Source organism: Nonomuraea sp. NPDC005650 (assembly GCF_040605375.1).
Taxonomy (GTDB): Bacteria; Actinomycetota; Actinomycetes; order Streptosporangiales; family Streptosporangiaceae; genus Nonomuraea.
On sequence record NZ_JBEXCR010000069.1, the window covers coordinates 28981 to 53919 of the forward strand.

A 24939-nucleotide genomic window follows, 5' to 3' on the forward strand; every position below is an offset into this window, starting at 1 on the left:
CGCGTAACCGCCAGGAAACGCCGAGTGAGGGCTTACCGAAGGGCCGGTGTCGCCGCGCGTACCGTGTCCGCCAGCGCGGACGCGGCGGCGGCGTCGAGCCGGCCGTCCACCACCGCCGTCACGACCCGCCTGGTCAGCGTGGTCTCGACGACGAGCGGCCGGTCCCAGGCCAGCGCCTGCCCCACCCCCGGATAGTGCTCCACCCGCACGAACCACGGGTCGCCGTCCGCCTGCACGAAGACGAGCGTCCAGTCCTGCCCCTCCGGCGTGGTGCCGGCCAGGGCGACCCAAGGGTCGCGGCTGCCGTGCACGGCCTCCTCGCCGCCGGGGAGGGCGATCCGGGCCGTGGAGGTGCCGGGGGCGCGCCAGAAGAAGCCGCCGTACCCCGCGCCCACGCGGCCCTTGGTGGCCGAGCTCCGGACCTCCAGCGGATCGCCGGTGAGGTTGGTGAGCGTGAACGCGAAGTCCAGCGCCCAGAAGTCCCCGAACGGCCGGGCCGTGACGGTCCGCTCCTCGCGCGCCACCGGCCGTCCGCCGGGCCCGGCCCACTCCAGGTGCTCGACGAAGCCGGAGTCGTCCAGGCGGGAGAACGACAGGTGCCGCTGCGTCCCGTGATCGTCCAGCCAGGTGGGCCCCTGGTCCTTGACGTACGTGCGGCCGCCCCAGAAGTTCGCCCCGCCCAGGTCGGAGATCGCGACCCCGGCCCCGAGATGGTGCACGTGGTCCTCGGGACGCACCTCGGTGACCTCGACGCCACCCAGCGTCCGGACCCCGTGCAGGTACGGCCGGGGGGAGTCGGTGGCGGGCAGGTCGGGCCGCAGCTCGTAGGCGGCGACCGGCCGGTCGGAGGCCAGCAGCTCCACCCTGGTCCAGGGGACGTCCAGCTCCGAGTAGAGCGACAGCGTCTCGGCGCTGCGGGCCGTCAGGCCGGCGACGCCCGGCAGGAACCGGTGCGTGACCTCGCCCGTTTCGGCGTCGCGCTCGACGGCCTGGTACCGCTCCGGGATCGGCAGCGGCTCGGGAGCCAGCCGCACCGCGTCCAGCACCTGCGTGAACGTCTCCGTGGCGGACAGCGGCACCATCAGGTCCGCGCCCGTGCGGACGTGGTCGACGAGGTTCTCCAGCAGGTCGGTGCGCTCGTACACGGTCGTCGTGACCGTGCCGTCCGGCAGCTCGACCTTTAGCTGGTCCTGCGTGTAGACGAGCGTGGCGCGGCCCGCGTCGCCGTGCACGACCAGGTACGGCTCGCTCCGGCCGGTCGCGCAGAGCGTCACCGCGATGGTGGTCACGAAGCCGTCGTCGTAGCGGATCCGCAGGCAGGACGTGTCGTCCGACTCGATCGGATGGGCGTGGTAGAGCTCGGTCTCGATCTCGGCGACGGGGCCGTCCACCAGGGCGAGGGCGGTCGCGACGGCGTGCGCGAACGGGTTCGTCAGCGCGCCGTCGACCACGTCCACGCCGTCGAGCCGGCGCTTGCCAGACCAGGCGGACCTGGTGAAGTAGGCCGAGGGCCGCTCCCAGGCGCCCGCGCCGCCGATGCCGCGCACGCGCCCGATGGTGCCGTCGGCGATCAGCGCGCGCAGCGCGGGGACCGCCGCCGAGCCCAGCGACTGGAAGCCGACCTGGCAGGACAGCCCCGTCTCCGCGACCGCCGCGGCGATCCGGGCGTGTGCGGAGGGGCTCGCCGCGGGCGGCTTCTCCAGCAGCACGTGGGATCCCGCGTGCAGGGCGGTCACCGCGAGGTCGGCGTGGGTGTGGATCGGCGTGCAGATGACCGTGATCTCCGCGCCGGTCTTGGCGAGGAGCTCGCCCAGGTCGGGCGACTGCAGCGGCGAGCCGAAGTCCACCTCGGCGGGCCGCACGTCGCAGATCCCGGCCAGCTCGATCAGCCCCTGGCCGGCCAGCCTGCGCAGATTGCCCAGATGGTGCCGCCCATGGCCGTGCGCACCAGCGAGTACCACCTTCATCGCGTCCATCTCAACCCCAGTCCCGAGTGCTCGCCCGCCCGCAGCACGCCGTCGGAGATCCGCACCGGGTACGGCTCCTCCAGCAGCCCGAGGGCCGCGAACGACGCGTCCTCCACATCCTCCGCCATGACCGGCAGTGGCAGGGCCAGCGCGAGCTGCCCGGACATCTCGCCCAGCAGGTGCGGATAGACCGGCACGTCGTACGTCCTGGCCAGCTCCACGATCCGCAGGAACGGCGTGATCCCGCCGACCCGCACCACGTTCGGCTGGACGATGTCGCAGGCCCCGGCCGCGAGCAGGTCGCGGAAGCCGTAGGTCGTGTAGACGTTCTCCCCGACCGCCACCGGCACGTCGATGGAGCGCCGCAGCTCCACGTGCGCGGCCACGTCGTCGGCGGGCAGCGGCTCCTCGATCCAGTGCAGCCCGAACTCCCGCAGCGCGGAAAGAGCCCGCCTGGCCCGGTGCAGGTCCCACCGCTGGTTGGCGTCGATCATCAGCAGCCGGTCGGGCCCGATCACTTCGCGAACGGCGGCCACCCTGGCCACGTCCTCCGCCAGATCGGGGCGGCCCACCTTGATCTTGACGCCCCGGTACCCGGCCGCCACCCAGCGCCGCGCCTGCTCCACCAGCTCGTCCAGCGAGTAGTGCAGGTTGACGCCGCTGCCGTAGACGGGGACCTCGTCGCGCCGCCGGCCCAGCACCTCGACCAGGCCGCGCTCGCCGCAGCGCAGGTCCCACAGCGCCAGGTCGATCCCGGCCAGCGCGACCGTGGTGATCCCGCCGGGCCCCGCCTCGCGCAGGTGCCGCCACAGCCGGTCCCACACCACCTCGGGGTGCGCGGGCAGCCCGATCAGCGCCTCGCGCAGGTCGTGGTCGAGCAGCGCCTGTACGGCGTGCGCCCCGATCTGCGGCGTCCACGAGAACCCGGTGCCGGTCCGCCCGTCCTTCAGCGTGACCTCGCACACCACCACGTGGTTGTACGGGACGTCCGCGCCCCACGGCCGGGGAAGGGAGGCGGTACGCAGCGAGGTGCGCAGGTCGGCGATCGTCATGACGCCGCCAGCTCCAGCCCCGTCTTGATCAGCGCCTCCAGCTCTTCGAGGTGCTCGTCGGTCGGCTCGACCAGCGGCGGGCGGACGGCGCCCACGTCCAGGCCGCGCAGCCGTACCCCGGCCTTGACCAGGGCGACCGGGTAGCCGGGGACCTTGCCGCGCAGCCGTACGAGCGGGGCGTAGAAGCCGGTGAGCAGCCGCTCGTCACCGTTCAGATAGGCCAGCGCGATCTCCGGCGCGAACGCGAACACCGCGCTGGAGTACAGCTCCACGCCGATGCCCCGGTAGGCGGGCATGGTCAGCTCGGCCGTCGGCAGCCCGTTGAAGAACAGGAAGTCCGGGTACGACTCCCGCACCGCCAGCACGATCCGCTGCATCCGGTCGATGTCGCCGACGCCGTCCTTGAGCCCGATCACTCCGGGGATCCCCGCCAGCTCCACCACGGCCTCCGGCTCCAGCACCACGGAGCCCCGCTGGTAGACGATCACCGGCAGCTCCGCGGCCACCGCCGACACGTAGGCGGCGAAGCCGTGCGCCGGCCCCTGGGCCAGGTACGGCGGCATGAGCAGCAGCCCGTCGGCGCCCGCCGCGCGCGCGGCCCGCGCCTGGCTGAGCGCCGTGCCGAGCGGGCCGCCCGCGCCCGCGAACACCGGCACCCGCCCGCCCACGACCTCGGCCGCCACCCGCACCGCCCGCGCGTGCTCGGCCTCCGACAGCGCGGAGAACTCGCCGGTGCCGCACGCCACGAACACGCCGCCGGGACCGTGCTCCATCCCCTGCCGGACGTGCTCGGCCAGCACCTCTTCGGCGAGCCGGCCGTCGGCGTCGAAGGGCGTCACGGGGAAGAACAGCACACCGCTCAGGTTCATTCAGCTTCCTTCATTTCGGTACGCCAGCTTCGCTTGGGCTGCCAGCCGAGCAGGCGCTCTGCCTTGGTGGTCGAGAAGGCGGGGGTGGTGCCGGTGAGACCGGCGGCGAACGGTTCGGTGCCGGGCACGACCTGGGGCAGCAGGTCGGCGAGCGGCTTCCTGGCCAGCGCGTCCGCGGCCCCGGCGAAGAACACCTCGCCGCTGGGCAGCTCGGGCAGCGCCTCGGCCAGCACCATGATCAGGTCGGCGCAGTCGCGGGCGTCGATGTAGTTGAACAGCGAGACCCCGCCCAGCTCGGGCCGGTCGAGCCGCTCACGCAGCGTGTGGCCCGACTGGGTGGGCGCGCCCGCCCACTCCTCGGGCGGGATGACGAAGCACGGCCTGACCGCGGCCATCGCGGTCGTCCCGGCCAGCGCGAACGTCTTCATGGTCTGCTCGGCCACGACCTTGGACAGGTTGTACGCGTTCCACGGGCGTACCGGGTGATCCTCGTCGATCGGCAGGTACGCGGGCGCCCAGCCGCCCGGCGCGCCGTACCCGATCACGGTGGGGCTGCTGGCCACGACCACGCCCCGCACGCCCAGCGCGACGGACGCCTCGCAGACGTTGAACGCGAGCTGGGTGTTGACCTTGAAGATCACCGATTCCGGATGGCTGAACGGGGTCGCGATCGCGGCCAGGTGGATCACGGACTCGGGCCGGAACCTGGCGATCACCTCGAACGCCTGGCCGGTGTCCGTGAGATCGGCCGGTAAGGCGACCGCGGCCTCGGGTGGCGTGCCGGGTGTTCGGTCGACGCCGATGACCTCGTGCCCGGCCGCCGCGAGCGTGGTGACCACGCTCCGGCCCAGGCGTCCTGCGCTTCCGGTGACGAGGACTCTGCTCACCGTGAGGGCTCCTTCAAGACTGCAAACAGTTGCACTAAACCTTTGTGTCCTCAAGGCGAGGTCGTCAAGAGGTGATTTCGCCCCCCGCGCTCGAACAGGGGTTTCCTGAGGCAAGGGGGCGGCAAGCGCTTTCATGGTACTCAGAGATTCTGCAAGCGGTTGCGTTAGGGTGGGCGACTGTGACAGTGACGATTCGTGATGTGGCCCGGGCCTCCGGTGTGCATGTATCGACCGTGTCGCGGACGTTCTCCGCGCCGCACATGGTGAACGCGGCCACCCGCACCAGGGTGCTCACGGTGGCCGAGGAGCTGGGATACCGCCCCAACCGGGCGGCCAGGGCGCTCACGACCGGCCGCACCCACAACCTGGGCCTGATCGTGGCCGACATCGCCAATCCGTTCTTCCCCCCGCTGATCAAGGCGGCCCACTCGGCGGCCAGGCAGCGCGACTACCACCTGTTCGTGGCCGACACCGACGAGGAGGCGGCCACCGAGGAGGAGCTGGTGCAGGCGTTCTCCAAGCAGGTGGACGGCCTGGTGCTGTGCAGCCCGCGCTCGTCCAACAAGACGCTGGAACGGCTGGCCGCGCGGGTGCCGTTCGTGGTGATCAACCGGCGGCTGCGCGGTGCCGCCACGGTGCTGATGGACGTCGGCCACGGGGCCAGGCTGGCGGTCGAGCACCTGACCGGGCTCGGGCACCGCCGCGTGGCGCTCGTGGCCGGCCCGGCCGGCTCGTGGACCAGCGCGGAGATCCGTACGGCCGCCGAGCAGGTGCAGGGCGTCGAGCTGGTCGTCATCGGCCCCAACGCGCCCACCGAGCGGGGCGGGCTCGCCGTGGCGCGCCAGGTGCGGGACTCCGGGGCGACCGGCGTGCTCGCCTACAACGACCTGGTCGCGATCGGGCTCATCGAAGGGCTCGGCGACCTGGGGCTCGGCGTGCCGGAGGACGTCAGCGTGGTGGGGATCGACGACATCGTCTCCGGCCGGCTCAACCGTCCCAAGCTCACGACGGTCGCCATGCCCACCGCCGCGGCGGGCCGGCTCGCCGTGGACCTGCTCATCCAGGAGGTGACGGCCACCACCTCGCTGGAGACGCGCCTGGTCATCAGGGAGTCCACTGCTCCGCCACGATAGCGGGCCTGCTGCAAACGGTTGTACTAACCGAGCAGCGAATTCATCTGACTTCTCGGGCGAGCAAGCTCTCTAGCTGGGCAAACGTCGTAACGATATATCGGTAACGGCTATGTAACGTCTGCAAAGGGTTGACGTAACTTTCCCCCCAGCTATAGGAAAGCGCTATCCATTCACATCTCGCCGGAAGGTCCGTGAATGACGAAAGAGTTCCGTCATGGCTGACACGGTGGCGGTGACGACCGGAGGCGGACCCCGCTCTCTCCGTGCCCGCCGCGAGGCGAGGGCCGCCTACCTGTTCCTGGCGCCCTGGTTCGTCGGCCTGCTTGTCATCACGGTCGGCCCGATCATCGCCTCGCTCTACCTGTCCTTCACCGACTACAGCCTCCTCAAGGAGGCCAAGTGGGTCGGGCTGGACAACTACGTCAAGATGTTCACCGAGGACGAGAGGTTCATGTCCTCGCTGAAGGTGACCACGATCTACGTGGTCGTGTCGGTCCCGCTGCAGCTGGCCTTCGCGCTGGCGCTGGCCCTGGTGCTCGACCGGGGGCTGCGCGGGCTGTCGTTCTACCGCTCGATCTTCTACCTGCCCTCGCTGCTGGGCGGCAGCGTCGCGATCGCGATCCTCTGGCGCAAGGTCTTCGGCGCCGACGGCCTGGTCAACGCGGTGCTGTCGATCTTCGGCATCCAGGGGCCCGGCTGGGTCGGCGACCCCGACACGGCGCTGGGCACGCTGATCCTCCTGCACGTGTGGACGTTCGGCGCCCCGATGATCATCTTCCTCGCCGGGTTGCGCCAGATCCCCAGCAGCTACTACGAGGCGGCGGCGGTGGACGGCGCCGGCACCCTGCGCCAGTTCCGCTCGATCACGCTGCCGCTGCTGACGCCGATCATCTTCTTCAACCTCGTGCTCGAGGTCATCAAGTCGTTCCAGTCGTTCACGCAGGCGTTCATCGTCAGCAACGGCAAGGGCGGCCCGGCCGACTCCACCCTCTTCTACACGCTCTACCTCTATCTGAAGGGGTTCAAGAGCTACGACATGGGCTACGCCGCGGCGATGGCGTGGGTCCTGCTGGTCATCATCGCCGCCCTGACCGGAGTGAACTTCCTCGCGTCTAAGTATTGGGTCTTCTATGGCGACACCAAGTAGGCCGGTCCCGGTGCTGTTCCGCCCCCTCAAGGGCGGGCCGGTGGTCAAGCACATCCTGCTGATCGGCTTCGGCCTGGTCATGCTCTATCCGCTGCTCTGGATGATCTCCAGCTCGCTCAAGCCGGAGGAGCTGATCTTCCGGGAGCCGGGGCTGTGGCCCAGCCAGATCACGTTCGAGAACTACAGCGAGGGCTGGTCGGCGCTCAAGCACCCCTTCGGCTACTACCTGTGGAACTCCGCGGTCGTCACCGCGCTGTCGGTGGTGGCGAACCTGGTGGCCTGCTCGCTGGCGGCCTACGCCTTCGCCCGGCTGAACTTCCCGCTGAAGAAGTTCTGGTTCGCCATCATGCTGGGCACGATCATGCTGCCGCACCACGTGGTGATCGTGCCGCAGTACATCATGTTCTCGAAGCTCGACCTGATCAACACGATCTGGCCGCTGGTGATGCCCAAGGTGCTGGCGACGGACGCGTTCTTCGTCTTCCTCATGGTGCAGTTCATCCGTACGCTGCCGAGGGAGCTGGACGAAGCGGCCGAGATCGACGGAGCGGGCTATTGGCGCATCTTCATCAGAGTGGTCATGCCGCTCTGTCTGCCCGCGCTGGCCACGACCGCGATCTTCACGTTCATCTGGACGTGGAACGACTTCCTGAGCCAGCTCCTTTACCTCAACAACCCGGACAACTTCACCGTCCCGGTCGCGCTGCGCACGTTCCTGGACGCCAGCAGCGACTCTCAATGGGGTCCCATGTTCGCGATGTCGATCATCGCGCTCGGTCCCATCTTCGGCTTCTTCCTGGCCGGCCAGAAGTACCTGATCCGTGGCGTGGCCACGACGGGGCTGAAGTAGCTCCATCCACCCCCCAATAAGAAGAAACCCCAAGGAGGTAGAGCCGTGAGCTCTGGCAAGAAAGTGTGGTCGGCGGCACTGCTCGCCACCGCGATGCTGGCGGTCACCGCGGCCTGCGGCAGCGGCAGCGGCGGCGACAGCGCCGATGGCAAGATCAAGCTGCGCTTCTCCTACTGGGGTAGCGCCGCTCGGCAGCAGATGACCGAAGAGGCGATCAAGAAGTTCGAGGCGAAGAACCCGACCATCGACGTCGAGGGCGAGTTCTCCGACTTCGCGGCCTACTACGAGTCGCTGTCCACGAAGGTCGCGGCCAGTGACGCGCCCGACATCATCACCCTTGAGATCCGCGGCCTGCGCGAGTACGCCGACCGCGGCACGCTGGCCGACCTGGCCAGCACGGTCAACACCGGCGACATCGACCCCAAGGTGCTGGGCACCGGCGCCATCGACGGCAAGCAGTTCGCCATCCCCACCGGCGTCAACGCCTTCTCCCTGGTCGTCAGCCCGACCGAGCTGGAGGCCGCGGGGCAGAAGCTCCCCGACGACACCAAGTGGACGTGGGACGACTACGTCAACCTGGCGTCGAAGGTCAGCGAGAAGAGCGCCGGGAAGATCTACGGCACGCAGCAGAGCTTCAACCCGGCCTACCTCCAGATCTTCGCCGCGCAGAAGGGCGAGCCCTTCTACAACGGCAACAAGATCGGCGTCTCGCCCGAGACGATCAAGGCCTGGTGGGCGACCCACCAGAACCTGATCAAGACCAAGGGCTCGCCCGACGCCGCCAAGACCGCCGAGATCGGCGCCCAGAGCGTGGACCAGTCGCTGCTGGCCACCGGCACCGGCGCGATGGGCATGTGGTGGAGCAACCAGCTCGGCGGCATCGCCAAGAAGTCCGGCAAGGACGTGGACCTGCTGCGGATGCCGAAGCTGCCCGGGGCCACCACCGGCGGCATGTTCCTGCAGCCGGCGATGTTCTACACCGCCTCGTCCAAGTCCGAGCACGCGGCCGAGGCCGCCAAGTTCATCGACTTCATGATCAACGACCCTGAGGTGGGCGGGATCATCCTCAGCGACCGCGGCCTGCCGGCCAGCTCCAAGGTGCTGGCGGCGGTCAAGGACAAGCTGCCTCCCACGGACAAGAAGACGCTGGACTTCCTGGACAAGGTCAAGAGCGAGCTGGCCGACCCGCCGGCCGCTCCGCCGAAGGGCGCCAGCGCCATGGAGGACATCCTCACGCGCTACTCGGAGGAGGTCCTGTTCGGCAAGATGACCCCCGACGACGCCGCGCAGAAGTTCATCACCGAGGCCAACGCCTCGATCGCAGGTTAAAAGGAGAGACATGAAGTACGCGTTCGTCGGGCTCGGGCACCGTGCGCAGATGTATGTCGACGCGCTGCTCGGGGAGTGGCGCGACGCCGGCACCATCGTCGCCCTCTGCGACAAGAACCGGACCCGCATGGACTACTACGTCGAGCGGATCGGTCACGAGGTGCCGCGCTTCGCGCCAGAAGAGTTCGACAAGGTGCTCGAGCTCGCCGACGCGGTCATCGTCACCACCGTCGACGCCACCCACGCCCGGTACGTGTGCGCGGCGCTCGACGCCGGGCGCGACGTCATCGTGGAGAAGCCGCTGACGATCGACGCCGAGGGCTGCGCGGCCATCGCCGAGGCGGCCGAGCGCAGCAGCGGCAAGCTGATCGTCACCTTCAACTACCGTTACTCGCCGCGCAACTCGGCCGTGCGCCGCCTTCTGCAGGAGGGCGCGATCGGCCGGGTGACGTCCGTGCACTTCGAGTGGACGCTCGACACCATCCACGGCGCCGACTACTTCCGCCGCTGGCACCGTCAGCGGGTCAACTCGGGCGGGCTGCTGGTCCACAAGTCCACCCACCACTTCGACCTGGTCAACTGGTGGCTCGCCGCCGCCCCGCAGACTGTCTTCGCCCAGGCCGACCTGCGCTTCTACGGCTCGGACAACGCCGGCGAGCGCGGCCTGACCGACCGTCCGGCGCGGGGTCAGGGCGCCCCGGGCCTCGGTACGGACCCGTTCATCCTGGACATCTCCAAGGACCCCCGGCTCAAGCGGCTCTACCTGGACGCCGAGCACGAGGACGGCTACCTCCGCGACCAGGACGTCTTCAGCGACGGGATCACCATCGACGACACCATGTCGGTGATGGTCCGCTACACCAACGGTGCCGTGCTCACGTACGCGCTGAACGCCTACGCGCCCGCCGAGGGCTACCGGGTGGCCTTCAACGGCACGGCCGGGCGGCTGGAGTTGGAGGTCGTCGAGCGGTCGTGGACCCCGCCGAACGCGGCCATCGACCCGAGCGCGGCCTCCAAGAAGCACAAGACCGACGCCTGGGAGAAGCTCACCCTGCACCGCCACTGGAGCGAGGCGGAGGAGGTGCCGATCGAAACCGGCTCCGGCGGGCACGGCGGCGGCGACCGGCTGCTGCTGAACGACGTCTTCCGCGGCGTCGGCGACGACCCGCTGGCCAGGCAGGCCGGCTACCGTGACGGGATCCGCAGCGTGCTGACCGGGCACGCGGCCAACGTGTCGGCCGCGTCCGGCGAGCCGGTGCACCTGGTGGACGACGGTACCCGTGTTCGCTGAGCTGGCCGAGGTCGCCGCCGCGCAGCTCGGGCCGTACCCGTCTCTTCCGGGGCCCGAGCTGCGCGAGGCCGCGCGGGCCGCGATGGGGGTGCTCGACCTGACCGCCGGTGACGTGCGGGTCGAGCGCTCGTGGACGGACGGCGACCTCGCCGGGGAGGAGCTCTCCTGGTCGGTGGGGTTCGGGCCGCGCACCCACGCGTACCTCCTGCGGCCCAGGGACGCGGCCGGGCCGCTGCCCGGGGTGGTGGCGCTGCACTGCCACGGCGGGATGAAGTGGGTCGGCAAGGAGAAGATCGCCGACGGCCCCTCCGCGCCTTCCCCCGAGGTGCGGCGGGTCCGGGAGGTGCTCTACGGCGGTCGCGCGTACGCGAACGAGCTGGCCGGGCGGGGCTTCGTGGTGCTGGTCCCCGACGTGCTCACCTGGGGCAGCCGCCGATTCCCGCTCGGCGTCGACGAGCCCGACCGCTACGACGCGGCGGCCAAGGACCACGAGCACGTGGTCGCCAAGTACTGCGCCGCGCTCGGCACGTCCTTCGCGGGCGTGGCGGCGGGCGAGGACCTGGCGGCGGCGGCGTACCTGCGGTCGAGGCCCGACGTGGGATCCGTCGGGTGCGTCGGGCTGTCCGGAGGCGGCCTGCGGGCCGCGCTGCTCGGCGCGTTCGACCCCGACCTGCGGGCCGTCGTGGTCGCCGGGATGGTCTCGTCCTTCCGCGACATGCTCGACGGGTACGTCGAGAAGCACACGTGGATGCTCTGGCCGCCGGGGCTGCCGCGCCTGGGCGACTGGCCCGACCTGGTGGCCGCCCGCGCGCCCGAGCCGCTCATGGTCCAGTACGCCCTGCGCGACAGGCTGTTCCCCGAGCCGGGCATGCGCCGGGCGCACAGCATGATCGAGAAGCGTTATCGCGAGACTCCTGATGCCTACGAAGCGGTGTGGGCAGACGTGCCCCACAGCTTCGACGTGACCATGCAGGAGCAGGCCTTCGACTGGCTGACGCAGCGGTTGAAGGCCTAGGAGAATGCCGCCGCCCGGGACCTGCCCCCGGGCGGCGGCGCTCCTGAACGGGGTTAGTTCCCCGACTTCCACGTGGCGATGAGCTTGTCGTAGTCGAGCGTCTCCGGCTTGCCCCGCTCGTCGGCCAGCTTCGGCGCGGGCGCGCCCGGCTGGTCGTACCAGTATTGGGCGGGCCGCTCCGGGTTCAGCTTCGGCGCACAGTTGCCGCCGTAGCCGCGCCGCTCCAGCCGGGCCAGGATGTCGTCCTGCTGCTTGGCCAGGTTGTCCATCGACTGCTGGGCGGTCGTCTCGCCGGTCACCGCGGTGGCCACGTTCTGCCACCACAGCTGGGCGAGCTTGGGATAGTCGGGGACGTTCGTCCCGGTCGGGGTCCACTGCTTGCGGGCCGGCGAGGCGTAGAACTCGATGAGCCCGCCGTACTTCTTGGAGTTCTCCGAGAAGTAGTCGCTGCGGATGTCGGAGTCGCGGATGAACGTCAGACCCTTGATCGACTTCTTCAGCGACACCGACTTCGACGTGACGAACTGCGCGTACAGCCAGGCCGCGGCCCGGCGGTCCTGCGGCGTGTTCTTGAGCAGCGTCCAGGAGCCGGCGTCCTGGTAGCCGAGCTTGTTGCCCTGCTTCCAGTAGGCGCCGTGCGGGCTCGGCGCGATGCGCCACTTGGGCGTGCCGTCGCTGTTGACGACCGCCAGGCCCGGCTTGGTCATGTCGGCCGTGAACGAGGTGTACCAGAAGACCTGCTGGGCGATGTTGCCCTGCGCCGGGACCGGGCCCGCCTCGCTGAAGTTCATGCCCGCGGCCTCCCGGGGGGCGTACTTCTTCAGCCAGTCCACGTACTTGGTGAGCGCGTAGACGGCCGCGGGGCCGTTGACGTCGCCGCCGCGGGTGACCGACGAGCCGACCGGGCGGCAGTTCTCGACGCGGATGCCCCATTCGTCCACCGGCAGGCCGTTGGGGATGCCGGGGTCGCCGTTGCCCGCCATGGACAGCCAGGCGTCGGTGAAGCGCCAGCCCAGCGACGGGTCCTTCCTGCCGTAGTCCATGTGGCCGTAGACCTTCTTGCCGTCGACGGTCCCGTTGCCGTTGACCTTGTTGGTGAAGAAGTCGGCGATGTCCTCGTAGGCCGCCCAGTTGACCGGGACGCCCAGGTCGTAGCCGTACGCGGCCTTGAACTGCTTCTTGATCTCCGGGTCGGTGAACCAGTCGTAGCGGAACCAGTAGAGGTTCGCGAACTGCTGGTCGGGGAGCTGGTAGATCTTCTTGTCCGGGCCGGTGGTGAAGCTGATGCCGATGAAGTCGTTCAGGTCGAGCGTGGGCGAGGTGACGTTCTTGCCCTCGCCCGCCATGTAGTCGGACAGCGGGAAGACGTAGTCGCCGCGTGAGTGGGTGCCGATGAGGTCGGAGTCGTTGACGTACGCGTCGTAGATGTTCTGGTTGCCCTGGATCTGGGTCTGGAGCTTCTCGATGACGTCGCCCTCCTGGATCAGGTCATGCTTGATCTTGATCCCGGTGATCTCGGTGAACGCCTTGGCCAGTGTCTGCGACTCGTACTCGTGGGTGGTGATCGTCTCGGAGACCACGTTGATCTGCATGCCCCGGTACGGCGCCGCGGCCTTCATGAACCAGTCCATCTCCGCCAGCTGCTGGTCCTTGGACAGGGTGCTCGGCGTGAACTCCTCCGTCACCCACCGCTGCGCCGCGGCCTTGCCGTCCGACTCCTTGAAATCGCTCGTGGGCTTCTGCGCGCCCTGCGTGCAGCCGGCCGCTACCAGGACGAGCGCGGCCAGACCTACCGCCGCGGACCTGCCTGCCCGATGCCTCATCGCTTCGCTCCTCTGTTAGCCCCATATCCCGATCACGACCGCCACCAGCAGCGCGCAGCCGAGCGCGAGCCACATGGACAGGTCGGTGACAGCTATCCAGCCGGCCAGTACGACGGCCGCGCTGATCAGGCCGATGTAGAGCCGGTCACCACGGTCGGTCTCGATGCGCAGGAAGCCGCGCCTGGCCACGGGAGGGGAGATGCGGGCCCAGACCGCCATGACGACCAGCAGCAGGGCCAGCCCGGCGAACACCAGGGCCGTGGGGACGGTCCAGACCATCCACTCGAGCATCGCTAGACCCTTCCCATGGTGAATCCCTTGGCTATGTAGTTCCGGACGAACCAGATGACGATCGCGCCGGGGACGATGGTGAGGACGCCCGCCGCCGCCAGCAGCCCCCAGTCCACGCCGGCCGCGCTCACCGTCCGCGTCATCGTGGCGGCTATCGGCTTGGCGTTCACCGAGGTGATGGTCCTGGCGATCAGCAGCTCGACCCAGCTGAACATGAAGCAGAAGAACAGCGTCACGCCTATCGCGGACCGGATCATCGGCAGGAATATGCGGACGAAGAAACGCGGCAGCGAATATCCGTCGACCGCCGCGGTCTCGTCGATTTCCCGGGGAATTCCCGACATGAAGCCCTCGAGTATCCACACCGCGAGCGGCACGTTGAAGAGCATGTGCGCGATCGCGACGCCGAGGTGCGTGTCGAAAAGGCCGACGCTCTGGTAAATCTGGAAGAACGGCAGCAGGAACACCGCGGGCGGCGCCATGCGGTTCGTCAGCAGCCAGAAGAACAGATGCTTGTCCCCGGCGAAACGGAACCGCGAGAACGCGTACGCCGCCGGCAGCGCCACGACGAGCGACATCACCGCGTTCAGCGAGGTGTAGATGATGGAGTTCAGGTAGCTCGAATACCAGGAGGAGTCGGTGAAGAAAGTGGCGTAGTTGTCGAACGTCACGCGCTGCGGGATGAGCGAGAAACTGCCGAGGATGTCCTCGTTCGGCCGGATCGACATGCCGAACATCCACAGCAGCGGCAGCATCAGCGTGGCCACGTACAGCCAGAAGACCGTCCGTGCCCAGGGCAGCCGCCGTCCGGTGTGCCTGGCCATCGGGTCACCTCCCCGACCTGGTCAGCACGGTGAAGAACACGTAGCAGAGGATCTGCACGATCAGGAAGTAGAGCAGCGAGAACGCGCCCGCCGGGCCCAGGTCGAACTGCCCGACCGCGATCTTCGACAGCAGGATGCTGAGGAACGAGGTGGCGTTCCCCGGCCCGCCGCCCGTCACCACGAACGGCTCTGTGTAGATCATGAAGCTGTCCATGAACCTGAGCAGGATCGCGATCGTCAGCACCCCGCGCAGCCTGGGCAGCTGGATGTGCCGGAACGTGGCCCACGCCGACGCGCCGTCGATCTGCGCGGCCTGGAAGTACGGCTCCGGGATCGAGCGCAGCCCCGCGTAGGCCAGCAGCGCCACCAGCGGCGTCCAGTGCCAGATGTCCATGACCAGGACCGTGACCCAGGCGTCCGTGGAGTCGAGCGTGTAGTTGAAGTTGATCCCGAGGACGTTGTTGATCGCCCAGCCGCCCAGCCCGATGTCGCCGCGGGCGAAGATCTGCCAGATCGTGCCCACCACGTTCCACGGGATGAGCAGCGGCAGCGCGACCAGCACCAGCGCCACCGACACCCAGAGGCCGCGGCGCGGCATCACCACCGCGAGCGCGACCCCGAGCGGGATCTCCAGCAGCAGCACCTGCGCCGAGAACAGCAGGGTCCGCACGAACGCCGAGCGCACCTCCGGGTCGCGCGAGATCGAGCGGAACCAGTCCAGGCCCACGAAGATCCGGTCATTGGGGTTGAAGATGTCCTGCACGGAGAAGTTGACCACGGTCATCAGCGGGATCACCGCGGTGAACGCCACCGACACGACCACCGGCAGCACCAGCCACCAGGCCCGGTTGTCCTTCCGCTTCAGGTCCGCCGGCCGCTGCTCCTCCTGGACCTCGCTCACGCCGTACCCCTTCCGTTCAAGGGCGCGAGGGAGCCGCACCTGACCTCGTCCCGGAACAGGAACGTCCGGTCCGCGGGGAAGTGGAGGAACTCGACCGACTCGGGCCGGTAGGGCGAGCCCGCCTCGGTCCTGGCGATCAGCGCGTGCTCGCCGACCCGGGCGTGGACCAGGTCGTACGCGCCCATCCGGTCGATCCCGGTCACCGTGGCCGCCACGCCCGGCGAGCTGCGCGCGCCGCCGATCCGCACGAACTCGGGGCGCACCCCGATCCTGACCGGCCCCGGCGGGAGCTCGCCGGAGACCGCGCCCACGTCCGACTCGCCGACGCGTACGACGTCGCCGACGATCTCGGCCGGGAGCATGTTCATGCCGGGCGAGCCGATGAAGTGCCCCACGAACTCGTGCGCCGGCGACAGGAACAGCTCGGCCGGCCGGCCCGCCTGCACGATCGCCCCGTCGTTGAGCACCACGACCTCGTCGGCGAACGTCAGCGCCTCCGTCTGGTCGTGCGTGACGTAGATCAGCGTGTGGCCCGTGTCGCGGTGGATCTCCTTGAGCTTGCTGCGCAGCGTCCACTTCAGGGTCGGGTCGACCACGGTGAGCGGTTCGTCCAGCAGCACCGCCGCCACCTGGGAGCGCACCAGGCCGCGGCCCAGGCTGACGATCTGCTGGCGGCCCGCGTCGAGGCGGCGCGACCTGCGGCTGAGGAGGTGGTCGAGGCCGAGGAGCCGGGAGACTTCGCGGACCCGCTCGTCGATCTCCTTCTTCGGATATTTCCGGTTCCGGAGGGGGAAGGCCAGGTTGTCGTAGACCGACATCTCCTCGTACAGGACCGGGAACTGGAAGACCTGCGCGATGTTGCGGCCCGCGGTGGGCACGTCGGTGACGTCGCGGTCGTCGAAGAAGATCCGGCCCGCCGAGGGGGTGAGCAGGCCGGAGATGATGTTCAGGAGTGTGGTCTTGCCGCAGCCGCTCGGGCCCAGCAGCGCGTACGCCCGGGAGCTCTGCCAGGTCCAGGTCATCGGCTTGAGCGCCCAGGTCTCGCCGCCGTCGTAGCTGTGGCCCACGCCTTCCAGCCGGATGTCAGCCATGCAGGTCGACCTCCGCGGCGCTGGTGGCGAGCAGGCGCCCGCCGTCCTCGTCGAAGACGAAGACGTGCGCGGGGTCCACGTACGCGACCGCGGACTCGCCGGGCGTGAAGAGCTGGGTGCCCGGCAGGTGCGCGACCAGGTGGACGCTCCCCTGCAGGAGCAGGTGCAGGAACGTCGCGCTGCCGGTCACCTCGGCCAGCCGGATCTCGGCGGGCAGCTCCAGCGCCCCTGGGCCGGCGCGCTCGATGCTCACCTGGTGGGGGCGGATGCCGAGCACGACCTCGCGGCCGGACGCGTGCGCGCGGGGCGCGGGGAACGACGTGCCCAGCACCTCGATCCGGCCGTCGCGTACGACGCCGGGCAGCAGGTTGAGCGGGGGATCGCTGAGCGTGGCGGCCACGGCCAGCGTCGGCGGGTGCGCGTACATCTCGGCCGCGTCGCCGACGTGCTGGACCCTGCCCTCGCCCAGGACCACGGTCGGGGCGGCGAACGTCAGCGCCTCGTTCGGGTCGGCCGTGGAGTAGAGGACCACGCCGGGGGAGTCGGCGAACATGGTCTTGAGGTCGGCGCGCAACTGCTCGCGGAGCTTGAAGTCCAGGTTGGCCAGGGGCTCGTCGAGCAGCAGCAGGTCCACGGGGCGGGCCAGCGCCCGGGCGATGGCGGTGCGCTGCTGCTGGCCGCCGGACAGCTCGGCGGGGCGGCGGTCGAGCAGCCCCGCGATGCCCATGAGCTCGGCGACCTCCCGCACCCGGTGGTCGATCCCCGAACGCCGGAACTTCGGGTCCAGGCGCAGGGGCGAGGCGATGTTCTCGTAGACGGTCAGCGACGGGTAATTGATGAATTGCTGATAGACGAAGGCGACCGATCGTTTCCGCACCGAAATGGCGGTCACATCTTTTCCTTCGACCACGACGCGGCCCGAATCCGGCGGTAACAGTCCGGCGGCGACGCGCATCAACGTGGTTTTTCCCGCGGTCATCGGGCCGACGAGAGTGGTCATTCCGTTGGATAATTCCAGGCGAACGTCGTCAAGCCAGGTCTCCCCGTGCCGCCGTACGAAGACGCCATCGAGAATCAGCGTCACTGTGCCGGTCCTCTCTGCTCGCCCTCCATCTAACATGATCTGTAACTGTGTGCAAAGAGGGCATGTGGTGTGACTGTGCAGAATGTGACGCGTGAGTAATCACGATTCGATGTCGAGCGCGCCGTGAATGGTATTTCCTATCACTCCGGCGGTTTATTCGCAGCTCATCGGCGGGCCGCGGCCTTCACCGGCTCTTATCCGGTGAAGATCTTCGTGATCAGCTCGTGGAGTCGTTCCCGCTCGCCGGCTGTCAGCGGCGCCAGCGTCTCCCGCTCCACCCGCTCCACCAGGGCCCGTCCCCGGTCCAGCGCGTCGCGGCCCGCGGGCGTCAGCGAGATCCGGTAGCGCCGCCGGTCGGCCGGGTCGCGGTCGCGCTCGGCCAGCCCCTCGCCGATCAGCCCGTCCATCAGGCGCACCATGTCACTCGGGTCGAGCCCCAGCCGGCCGCCGACCTCCCGCTGGGCGGCCGGTCCGAAGTCCGCCAGCGTGGCCAGCACGGCGAACTCCCACAGGCTCAACCCCGTCTCGTCCGCCAGCCGGGCCGCCACGGTGCGGCGGCTCCCCACTCCGACCTTGTGCAGCACGAAGGTCGTGGTCGCGAGCAGAGTGGGCGGCAGGTCCATGCCCTTAGTGTAGGTTGTCACCAATAATTGGTAGACACCCACTATTTTGCCGGAGGTCCTCAATGGACGCGCTCTATCCCCGCCTGCTGGTGCGTGACTTCCCGGCCAGTGCCGCCTTCTACCAGGCCGTGCTGCGCGAGCTGCTCGGCGTCGAGCCGGTGAAGGTCCTGCCCGGGTACGCCAACTGGGACATCGAGGGGGAGGCCGGGCTGGTCCTGTTCGACCGGGGCAGGCTCGCGGCCGCCATCGGCACCGAGGACCTGCCCCAGGCCGCTCAGGACATGGCGATGCTGGTCATGAAGGTGGACGACGTCGACACGGCCGCCGCCTGCCTGGCCGGCCACGGCGCCACGGTCGTCGCCCCGCCCCAGGACCGCCCCGACTGGGCGCCCACCCTGCGGACCGCGCACCTGCGCGACCCGGAGGGCAACCTCATCGAGCTGCAGTCGTACTGAGCCGCTTCACGGGAGGATCGAGTCCACGTAGCCGCCGTCCACCCGCACCGCGCCGCCGGTCGTCGCGGAGGCGAAGGGGGAGCTGAGGTAGACGACCATGTTCGCGATCTCATCGGGCTCGATCAGGCGTTGCAGCAGCGACTGCGGACGGTGCTCCCGCATGAACGCCCGCTGCGCCTCGTCCCACGGCAGCTCCCTGTCCACGAGCTGGTAGACGAACTCCTCCACGCCCCCGGTGTGCGTCGGCCCGGCGATCACCGAGTTGACCGTCACCCCCGTGCCCGCCGCTGCCTTGGCGAAGCCCCGTGAGACGGCCAGCAGCGCGGTCTTCGTCATGCCGTAGTGGATCATCTCGATGGGGATGGCCACGGCGGAGTCGCTGGCGATGTACTGGATCCGCCCCCAGCCGCGCTCGATCATGCCCGGCAGGTAGGTGCGGGTGAGCCGGACCGCGGCCAGCACGTTGACGTCGAAATAGCGCCGCCACTCGGCGTCGTCGATCTCGAGCGCGGGCCTGGCCCCGAAGATCCCCAGGTTGTTGACCAGGATGTCCACCCGTGGCAGCGCGTCCAGCACCGCCTGGCAGCCCTCGTCCGTGGTCACGTCGCCGGGCGCCTCGATCAGGTCGCCCACGCCTATCTGCTCCATCGCCATCGCGACGGAGCTCTCGGTGCGGCCGTTGATCCCGACGCGGGCCCCAGCCAGCGCCAGCCCTTCGGCGATGGCCGCCCCGATGCCCTGGGTCGAGCCGGTGACCAGCGCGGTCTTGCCGCTGAGATCGATGCGCACGATGTCATTGTCTGTGATCAGGTACCGGAGGTCACGCCGCGGCACGTGTACGGCGCGCCGGATGCGTAGGCTTGGGGTGGCGTGGAAGGGGCGTGGGTGCACCGGATCATCCTGTGGCTGGTCGTGGCCGCCGCCTTCGTGGCGAGCCTGGTCGTGCCCGGCGACTCCGACGTGGAGGAGTGCCAGTCCCGCGACACCCGGGTCGTCGCCCCGTACGCCGTCACCGGCTACTGGGTCATCCCGCGCGCCGATCCGTGCGTGACGCGGCGCATGGTCGAGGCCGTCCACGCGATCGGCGGCGACACGCTCATCACCTTCGGGCCCCGGTTCAGCGCCGGCGACGACCCCGTCTTCGCCGACTGCCTCGTGGACGGGCGGCCGTGCGCCGACGTCCCCGGGGTCCGTCACGTCTACACGTACGTGACCAGCGAGGAGTTCGGGAAGGGGCTGTTGCGGTGCCCCGGGCTGGACCGGCGGATCGAGAGCCGGGGCCGGATCTTCTACCGGATCTCGCTGGCCGCCTCCTGCGCGGACCCCGCCCAGGACCTCGTGCTCGTCTCCACGGACGGCGACGGGCTGGGCAACCTGATGACCGAGGCGGCCGCGTACGGGATGACGGTGTTCCCCGGGCTGCCCGCCGCGCCCCAGCTGGAGGGCAAGCCGTGGGAGCCCGACACCGCGCACACCGCCGCGCTGACCGCCTTCACCGCGCGGGTGCTGGCCGACTATCGGGAGCGGTTCGGGAGGTCGGCGGCGTTCGGCGGGGTCTACCAGTCGTTCGAGCTGGCCATGCGGGCGCGGGGGGCGAAGGATCCGATCATCGAGCTGTACGCGGCCCAGCACGCCGTCGTCGCCGCGACCCTGCCCGGGAAGAAGATCGTGGTCAGCCCGTACATCGACGCCCGGAGGGGGCGCGGGTTCCCGCCCGGGCAGGTGGAGAAGGGGCTGGCGGACATCGCCGCGACCAGGGCCGGGGCGCCCATGGCCGTCGCCGTGCAGGACGGGCGGGGGACGGGGAAGGTGCCGGTGTACGGGGTTCATGAGGGGGAGGCGCTCGTCGCTCGGCGATTGGTGCCGGTTGTCGGGGACGTGAGCAATGCCCGGGCGTACTACGGGTCCACACGCGACTACATCGAGGCCGCGGCGCGGCGGGTGCCGTCCGGGGTGGAGCTGTGGGTGAACGTGGAGGGGTTCGAGCCGACGCCCGTGGCCGGGGAGTGCGGGCGGGTCGACCCGCTGCCGTTGCGGGGGCGTACCACGAAGAGCCGGATCGACGCGCAGGTGATGGCGGCGGGGACCCACGCCGGAAAGATCATCTCTTATGGGTGGGATCCGTTCTTCACCTGCCAGGCCCGCTACGACACGCCCTCACTGGCCGACGACATCGTGAACGGCTGGCGGCAGCCGATCATCGTCGGCGCCACCCGCAAGGAGATGAACGGGCGGCCCGGCATCCTCGTCGAGGGCTACAACCTGCGCGGCGGCACGTTCCGCTTCGACCCGCAGGGGTCGGTGGTCAGGCAGGAGTGGTACGGGCGGGAGCGGCTGGAGTCGGCGTGGGCTCCGTACGTTCCCACGGGCCCCTGGACCTCGATCACCGCCACGAACGAGGCCGGCTACTCCAGCACGAGCGCCTACGTGATCCGTTAGGCCAGTGCCGACACGAGGATGTCCGCCAGCATGGCGGCCTGGCTGCCGTCCTCGTCGAGGTCGGGATCGAGGATCGTCACCTCCAGCCCGGCGGCTCCCGGGAACGCCGCCAGGCCGCGGATCAGCTCGGTGAGCTGCGCGGCGTCGAGCCCGCCCGGGGTGGGGGAGTCCACGGCGGACAGCACGGACGGGTCGAGGACGTCGACGTCCACGTGGATCCAGAACCCGTCGAGGTCGTCCCGCACCAGCACCTTGCTCGCGGTGTCGAGGGCGCGGCCGGTGTCGAGGGCGAGGTCGGTGCCGGGGAGGTGGGCGATGCCGGTGTCCGCGATGTCCCGCAGGTCCTCCTCGTCCCGTACCCCGAGCACGATCACGTCCTCGTCCCTGACGTACGGCCGCAGCCCGTCGATGTCCGTCAGGTAGTCGTCACCGCGCCCGGTGATCAGGGCGAGGTCCTCCCCGGCCGCCGCCCCGACGTGCGGGCTGTTGCCCAGGTGCCGGAAGTCGGCGTGCGCGTCCAGGTACGCCACCCCGTACCGCCCGCTCGTGCGCAGGGCGAGGGCGGGGCCGAGCAGGATCGAGCAGTCGCCGCCGAGCAGGACCGGGAACCCGCCCGCCGCCCGGATCGCGGTCACCCGGTCCGCCAGCCGGCGGGCGTAGGCGGCGATGGCGGGCCCGTTGCGCACACCGCTTCCGGGCTCCCAGGTGGCGACATAGCGTGGCGGCACGAGCGCCCCGGCATCGGCCGCGCCGAGCCGCTGGACCAGGCCCGTGTTCCGCAGGGCCCAGGGGGCCTTGTAGCAGCCGGGGATGGTGTCGGGGGCGAGCGGGCGCAGGCCCAGATTGGACGGGGCGTCGAGGACCGTCAGGTGTCTGTCAGGGGTTATTATGGTCATAGTCGTGACGGTAACAGAGGGAGGGTGGATGCGCCAGTTCGCTGAAACGGGTCTTGTGGCGCTCGATCTGGCCAACACGTGGGACGAGTACCTGGACGACCCCGAACGCCTGCCGGACACGGACACTTTGCGCCACTTCTGCCGCGACCTGGGCGAACACTGCGAGTTGGGGGAGGGCGTCGACGACCTGCGAGCGGTGCGTGCGGTGCGGGAGCGGCTGCGTGCCGTGTTGTCCTGCGCCCCTCCCGACCGGACGCGCGCCCTGGCGGAGTGGGCGGGCGAGCTGCCGATCCGGGTGGCGGTGGAGGACTCGGACGGGGCACCCCGACAGCGCCTCACCGCCCCGGAGGGAGCCGACCTGGCCGAACGGCTCGCGGTCCGATCCGTCGCCGAGCTGCTCGACCTCGCCGCCTCGGGCGACTGGGAACGCCTGCGCCTCTGCGCGGCCGACCCCTGCAAGGACGCCTTCGTGGACCACAGCCGCCCAGGCAAACGCCAGTTCTGCTCGACCCGCTGCGCCAACCGCGCCCACGCCGCCGCCTCCCGCGCCCGCCGCCGCTGAGCCTCGGGCCGTACGGCGATATCCAGGCGACCGGCACGTGCACCGGTCCGGTGGTGATCTGGCCGACCTTGCGCTGGATCTTCTACGGGGGACCGGGATGACGTCGGGCGCGAACGCCTCCATGAGGTCCGCTGGAGAAGGTCGTATGGTCGCGCGGCACTCGGGCTTCAGTCGAAGAGCTCTTCGGCGGTGGTGGCCTTGAGTGATCGGACGAGCCAGCTCTCAAGGAGGGCGAGGTCGGTGCATGCCAGGACTCTCTCCCGGACGGAGTCCGAGACAGGTATGTTGCGCTGCTCCAAGACCTTCAGCACGGACTTCGCCTCACCTTCGGCCCGTCCTTCAGCCCGGAGCATCTCCGCGAACTCGGATTTGAATCGATAGTTCTGCATGGCCATCAGAGATCTCCAGATCTGCCGGGCTTTAGTGTTTCCGCGGCGTATTTCCGTGGAGCGCCTCATGCCGAAAAGAGGGCATGCGCGGAATGTTATTGCCTGATGACTCTAAGTTCAGGCGAATGTGTCGAAGCGAGCACGGTTTGCCGGGGCGAGGGCGGCCCGGTGTTGGGCGAACCGTGCCACGAAGGCGGGTCCGCCCCGCAGGAGCCCGGTGACCCGGGCGTGCCAGAGCTGCGTCGGGCGCTAGGTGAGGCGCTCAGGTCGTGGGAGTCGTACGGGGATCCCGGCCGGTCGGTGCGGGACGCGGTCCGTACGGTGCCGTGGGAGCGGGCCCGGACGGCCGCCTACTCAGAGCTGGGTCCCGTCGGCTCGGCGGCGTTGTGGGACGAGACCGGCGGGCGGCTCTGGCCGCAGGTCAACCGGCTGGTCAACGACATCCGCCGGGGCATCGCCGAGCTCGGCGGCGAGGCCGGTGCGGCAGGCAAAGCCGGTGCGGCAGGCGGAGCCGGCGCGGTCGGCAGGGCCGGCGAAGTGGGTGAGGTGTTGCGGCGGGCGACGCTCGACACCGAGCCGGCACCCTAGACGCGTTTCGCCGCGTCCTGCATCCGCGCTGCGTAGACCGCCAGGTCGCGGGGATAGCGGGTCAACTCGGGGAGCGTTGCCCGGAAGCCTTCGGCGGCCATGTGCCAGTCTCGCACCGCGTAGGCGGCATTGGCCTTGTGCAGGCGTGCCCGTACAGGGTCCAGCCAGTACAGCCAGTTTGGCCGATCCTGCTCATCGGGAGTGCGTAGAGCCAGTTCATAGGCCTGATCAGCGAGGCGGCGGGATTCGTCGCGCTCGCCCACGGCTGCCGATGCCAGACTCGCCTGATGGGCGGTGATCGACGCCGTGGTGGGGGATGCGCTAATCGCCTCTTGGCAGGCCACTTTGGCAATCCTGTAGGCGCGTTTAGGGTCGCTGTGCTTGAGCACGTAGTAGCTTCGAACCCTGGTCACCCACGCTGCCATGTCGGCCGATCCGGCGTCCACAGCCCATCCGTGGGCGAGGTCGAGCCAAGCCAGAGCAGCCCCCGCGTGTCCTTCCCGATGAGCCACCCATGACAGCCAGTGGGCATGCTCGGCTGCGAGGATCAACAGCCGATCCGCCACAGGCCCAGAGGTACCCGGCAGTAGGCGTGTGACCGTGTCGAGTTGGGAGCGAACCACGGGCCATAGTTCCCTGCCACCCATCGCATCCTCTGCCCTGCGGTGTTCGGTCAGCACGTGGGCTATCCAGTCAGCGATGCGCTCGTCGGCACGGCCGGTGGTGTGCGCTCGGGAGATCCTTTCGCGTAGTTCCGGGTCAGGTGACCATTCGGACATTTTTGGACGGTGTGCCCCGCCCAATTCTTCCGGCAGTTGCAACCCCGCGGCGATCCGCTGAATGAGATCGGCGTCCATGATTCGTCGGCGGCCGTTCTCAACTGCTGAAATATGGGGCTGCGGCATGTCGATGAGCTGTCCGAGCCGCGCTTGTGAAATGCCGAGAATGTTCCGATAAGTACGGAAAATGACCGGCCAGTCTTTGCGTAGCCAGGCGGCACGAAGACGCCCCTCTAGCCAGGGTTGCGGACCTGTCATACGCCGGACGATACCCCCTGCGTATACAGCCTCGGTATTGGTTTCGCCGCTTTGATTTTCCAGGATGAGGGCGATTCTGAAAAGCGGAACCCGCCGAACGCGGCGAACGTGCGACGGGCTCCTTGATCAGGAAGGACCTCCTGACCCGTGGGCAACTTTAGGGCATCACGCCGTTCCCCCCGCCTCGATCACCTGACGACCACGACCACGAGCAGGCTTGTCCGCATGCCGCACGGCCCTCTGTTCACGGAAGGCGCATGAGATGGCCAGGGAGCATGCGCTGCCGGATGCCGAGCCAGAGGCGCTGCTGCGGGTCGCAAGCGAGAACGTGCGCGAGGTCGTAGCGCAGGCGGCGACCTTGCAGGACTGGACGGCCCGCCAACTGTCGGTGCTGCG

Annotated in this window: 25 protein-coding genes; 10 read left to right on the forward strand and 15 right to left on the reverse strand. The window is 69.5% G+C overall.

The window, feature by feature from the left end; translation table 11 throughout:
- Positions 1-32: 32 nt before the first annotated feature.
- Genes ABZS69_RS61620 through ABZS69_RS61635 form a run of 4 tightly spaced genes read right to left on the reverse strand, consistent with a single transcriptional unit; the run spans position 33 to position 4775 of the window.
- Positions 33-1967, reverse strand: a complete 1935-nt coding sequence (locus tag ABZS69_RS61620) for a DUF6807 family protein (RefSeq protein WP_355392612.1) — start codon at positions 1965-1967, stop codon at positions 33-35.
- Entirely contained in the window at positions 1964-3019 is a 1056-nt protein-coding gene (locus ABZS69_RS61625) for a mandelate racemase/muconate lactonizing enzyme family protein (protein ID WP_355392615.1), read from the reverse strand. The genes ABZS69_RS61620 and ABZS69_RS61625 overlap by 4 nt, the downstream gene beginning before the upstream one ends.
- The gene (locus ABZS69_RS61630; protein ID WP_355392618.1) at positions 3016-3888 is read right to left on the reverse strand and encodes a 5-dehydro-4-deoxyglucarate dehydratase; all 873 of its coding nucleotides are present in this window, start codon (positions 3886-3888) and stop codon (positions 3016-3018) included. Before ABZS69_RS61630 ends, ABZS69_RS61625 begins: the two co-directional genes overlap by 4 nt.
- The gene (locus tag ABZS69_RS61635) at positions 3885-4775 is read right to left on the reverse strand and encodes an NAD(P)-dependent oxidoreductase (protein WP_355392621.1); all 891 of its coding nucleotides are present in this window, start codon (positions 4773-4775) and stop codon (positions 3885-3887) included. The genes ABZS69_RS61630 and ABZS69_RS61635 overlap by 4 nt, the downstream gene beginning before the upstream one ends.
- Positions 4776-4954: 179 nt before the next feature.
- Here ABZS69_RS61635 and ABZS69_RS61640 point away from each other — a divergent pair, with 179 nt between their 5' ends.
- From ABZS69_RS61640 to ABZS69_RS61665, 6 genes are all read left to right on the forward strand, one after another.
- Positions 4955-5908, forward strand: coding sequence for a LacI family DNA-binding transcriptional regulator (locus tag ABZS69_RS61640; RefSeq protein WP_355392624.1), 954 nt, complete (start codon positions 4955-4957; stop codon positions 5906-5908).
- A gap of 214 nt (positions 5909-6122) precedes the next feature.
- Entirely contained in the window at positions 6123-7055 is a 933-nt protein-coding gene (locus tag ABZS69_RS61645; protein ID WP_355392627.1) for a sugar ABC transporter permease, read from the forward strand.
- Positions 7039-7905: a carbohydrate ABC transporter permease gene (locus ABZS69_RS61650; protein ID WP_355392630.1), complete on the forward strand. Its 867-nt coding sequence runs from the start codon at positions 7039-7041 to the stop codon at positions 7903-7905. The genes ABZS69_RS61645 and ABZS69_RS61650 overlap by 17 nt, the downstream gene beginning before the upstream one ends.
- 45 nt (positions 7906-7950) lie before the next feature.
- A complete protein-coding gene (locus tag ABZS69_RS61655; protein WP_355392632.1) occupies positions 7951-9234 on the forward strand; it encodes an extracellular solute-binding protein in 1284 nt (427 codons plus the stop codon).
- 10 nt (positions 9235-9244) lie between these two features.
- The gene (locus ABZS69_RS61660) at positions 9245-10525 is read left to right on the forward strand and encodes a Gfo/Idh/MocA family oxidoreductase (protein WP_355392635.1); all 1281 of its coding nucleotides are present in this window, start codon (positions 9245-9247) and stop codon (positions 10523-10525) included.
- Positions 10515-11540 (forward strand): dienelactone hydrolase family protein, encoded by a 1026-nt coding sequence (locus ABZS69_RS61665; RefSeq protein WP_355392638.1) that lies wholly within the window; start codon positions 10515-10517, stop codon positions 11538-11540. Before ABZS69_RS61660 ends, ABZS69_RS61665 begins: the two co-directional genes overlap by 11 nt.
- A gap of 53 nt (positions 11541-11593) precedes the next feature.
- Here ABZS69_RS61665 and ABZS69_RS61670 read toward each other — a convergent pair whose 3' ends face one another.
- From ABZS69_RS61670 to ABZS69_RS61700, 7 genes are all read right to left on the reverse strand, one after another.
- Positions 11594-13363, reverse strand: a complete 1770-nt coding sequence (locus ABZS69_RS61670) for an ABC transporter substrate-binding protein (protein WP_355392641.1) — start codon at positions 13361-13363, stop codon at positions 11594-11596.
- Positions 13364-13378: 15 nt separating this feature from the next.
- Complete coding sequence (locus ABZS69_RS61675) at positions 13379-13654, reverse strand: DUF2160 family membrane protein (RefSeq protein WP_349450651.1); 276 nt, start codon at positions 13652-13654, stop codon at positions 13379-13381.
- A 2-nt stretch (positions 13655-13656) separates the two neighbouring features.
- Positions 13657-14478: a carbohydrate ABC transporter permease gene (locus ABZS69_RS61680; RefSeq protein ID WP_355392644.1), complete on the reverse strand. Its 822-nt coding sequence runs from the start codon at positions 14476-14478 to the stop codon at positions 13657-13659.
- 4 nt (positions 14479-14482) lie between these two features.
- Positions 14483-15379, reverse strand: a complete 897-nt coding sequence (locus ABZS69_RS61685) for a sugar ABC transporter permease (RefSeq protein ID WP_355392647.1) — start codon at positions 15377-15379, stop codon at positions 14483-14485.
- Positions 15376-16470 carry an ABC transporter ATP-binding protein gene (locus tag ABZS69_RS61690; protein ID WP_355392650.1) on the reverse strand — a complete coding sequence of 365 codons (1095 nt, stop codon included), beginning with the start codon at positions 16468-16470 and terminating at the stop codon, positions 15376-15378. Before ABZS69_RS61690 ends, ABZS69_RS61685 begins: the two co-directional genes overlap by 4 nt.
- The gene (locus ABZS69_RS61695) at positions 16463-17590 is read right to left on the reverse strand and encodes an ABC transporter ATP-binding protein (protein ID WP_355392653.1); all 1128 of its coding nucleotides are present in this window, start codon (positions 17588-17590) and stop codon (positions 16463-16465) included. The genes ABZS69_RS61690 and ABZS69_RS61695 overlap by 8 nt, the downstream gene beginning before the upstream one ends.
- A gap of 158 nt (positions 17591-17748) precedes the next feature.
- Complete coding sequence (locus tag ABZS69_RS61700; RefSeq protein ID WP_355392655.1) at positions 17749-18198, reverse strand: MarR family winged helix-turn-helix transcriptional regulator; 450 nt, start codon at positions 18196-18198, stop codon at positions 17749-17751.
- A 41-nt stretch (positions 18199-18239) separates the two neighbouring features.
- Here ABZS69_RS61700 and ABZS69_RS61705 point away from each other — a divergent pair, with 41 nt between their 5' ends.
- Positions 18240-18632: a VOC family protein gene (locus ABZS69_RS61705; protein ID WP_355392658.1), complete on the forward strand. Its 393-nt coding sequence runs from the start codon at positions 18240-18242 to the stop codon at positions 18630-18632.
- A 6-nt stretch (positions 18633-18638) separates the two neighbouring features.
- Here the strand turns inward: ABZS69_RS61705 and ABZS69_RS61710 are convergent, their stop codons facing one another.
- Complete coding sequence (locus tag ABZS69_RS61710; protein WP_355392661.1) at positions 18639-19421, reverse strand: SDR family oxidoreductase; 783 nt, start codon at positions 19419-19421, stop codon at positions 18639-18641.
- A 96-nt stretch (positions 19422-19517) separates the two neighbouring features.
- Between ABZS69_RS61710 and ABZS69_RS61715 the strand changes: the two genes are divergently transcribed.
- Complete coding sequence (locus tag ABZS69_RS61715) at positions 19518-21071, forward strand: DUF4434 domain-containing protein (protein WP_355392664.1); 1554 nt, start codon at positions 19518-19520, stop codon at positions 21069-21071.
- Here the strand turns inward: ABZS69_RS61715 and ABZS69_RS61720 are convergent.
- Complete coding sequence (locus tag ABZS69_RS61720) at positions 21068-21967, reverse strand: arginase family protein (protein WP_355392667.1); 900 nt, start codon at positions 21965-21967, stop codon at positions 21068-21070. The genes ABZS69_RS61715 and ABZS69_RS61720 overlap by 4 nt on opposite strands.
- Before the next feature lie 28 nt (positions 21968-21995).
- Between ABZS69_RS61720 and ABZS69_RS61725 the strand changes: the two genes are divergently transcribed.
- Positions 21996-22529, forward strand: a complete 534-nt coding sequence (locus tag ABZS69_RS61725) for a CGNR zinc finger domain-containing protein (protein WP_355392670.1) — start codon at positions 21996-21998, stop codon at positions 22527-22529.
- Positions 22530-22696: 167 nt separating this feature from the next.
- On the opposite strand, the gene ABZS69_RS61730 is transcribed toward ABZS69_RS61725, so the two are convergent.
- Positions 22697-22924, reverse strand: coding sequence for a hypothetical protein (locus ABZS69_RS61730; protein WP_355392673.1), 228 nt, complete (start codon positions 22922-22924; stop codon positions 22697-22699).
- A 222-nt stretch (positions 22925-23146) separates the two neighbouring features.
- Here ABZS69_RS61730 and ABZS69_RS61735 point away from each other — a divergent pair, with 222 nt between their 5' ends.
- Entirely contained in the window at positions 23147-23506 is a 360-nt protein-coding gene (locus ABZS69_RS61735) for a hypothetical protein (RefSeq protein WP_355392676.1), read from the forward strand.
- On the opposite strand, the gene ABZS69_RS61740 is transcribed toward ABZS69_RS61735, so the two are convergent.
- The gene (locus tag ABZS69_RS61740; RefSeq protein ID WP_355392679.1) at positions 23503-24543 is read right to left on the reverse strand and encodes a helix-turn-helix transcriptional regulator; all 1041 of its coding nucleotides are present in this window, start codon (positions 24541-24543) and stop codon (positions 23503-23505) included. The two genes, ABZS69_RS61735 and ABZS69_RS61740, sit on opposite strands and share 4 nt — an antisense overlap.
- Between the last annotated feature and the right edge of the window lie 396 nt (positions 24544-24939).

Coding starts and splice junctions, on each gene's coding strand:
- ABZS69_RS61620 (WP_355392612.1), bottom strand. CDS start 1,967: ATGAAGGTGGTACTCGCTGGTGCGCACGGCCATGGGCGGCACCATCTG.
- ABZS69_RS61625 (WP_355392615.1), bottom strand. CDS start 3,019: ATGACGATCGCCGACCTGCGCACCTCGCTGCGTACCGCCTCCCTTCCC.
- ABZS69_RS61630 (WP_355392618.1), bottom strand. CDS start 3,888: ATGAACCTGAGCGGTGTGCTGTTCTTCCCCGTGACGCCCTTCGACGCC.
- ABZS69_RS61645 (WP_355392627.1), top strand. CDS start 6,123: ATGGCTGACACGGTGGCGGTGACGACCGGAGGCGGACCCCGCTCTCTC.
- ABZS69_RS61650 (WP_355392630.1), top strand. CDS start 7,039: ATGGCGACACCAAGTAGGCCGGTCCCGGTGCTGTTCCGCCCCCTCAAG.
- ABZS69_RS61660 (WP_355392635.1), top strand. CDS start 9,245: ATGAAGTACGCGTTCGTCGGGCTCGGGCACCGTGCGCAGATGTATGTC.
- ABZS69_RS61670 (WP_355392641.1), bottom strand. CDS start 13,363: ATGAGGCATCGGGCAGGCAGGTCCGCGGCGGTAGGTCTGGCCGCGCTC.
- ABZS69_RS61675 (WP_349450651.1), bottom strand. CDS start 13,654: ATGCTCGAGTGGATGGTCTGGACCGTCCCCACGGCCCTGGTGTTCGCC.
- ABZS69_RS61680 (WP_355392644.1), bottom strand. CDS start 14,478: ATGGCCAGGCACACCGGACGGCGGCTGCCCTGGGCACGGACGGTCTTC.
- ABZS69_RS61690 (WP_355392650.1), bottom strand. CDS start 16,470: ATGGCTGACATCCGGCTGGAAGGCGTGGGCCACAGCTACGACGGCGGC.
- ABZS69_RS61695 (WP_355392653.1), bottom strand. CDS start 17,590: ATGTTAGATGGAGGGCGAGCAGAGAGGACCGGCACAGTGACGCTGATT.
- ABZS69_RS61705 (WP_355392658.1), top strand. CDS start 18,240: ATGGACGCGCTCTATCCCCGCCTGCTGGTGCGTGACTTCCCGGCCAGT.
- ABZS69_RS61720 (WP_355392667.1), bottom strand. CDS start 21,967: ATGACCATAATAACCCCTGACAGACACCTGACGGTCCTCGACGCCCCG.
- ABZS69_RS61725 (WP_355392670.1), top strand. CDS start 21,996: ATGCGCCAGTTCGCTGAAACGGGTCTTGTGGCGCTCGATCTGGCCAAC.
- ABZS69_RS61730 (WP_355392673.1), bottom strand. CDS start 22,924: ATGGCCATGCAGAACTATCGATTCAAATCCGAGTTCGCGGAGATGCTC.
- ABZS69_RS61740 (WP_355392679.1), bottom strand. CDS start 24,543: ATGACAGGTCCGCAACCCTGGCTAGAGGGGCGTCTTCGTGCCGCCTGG.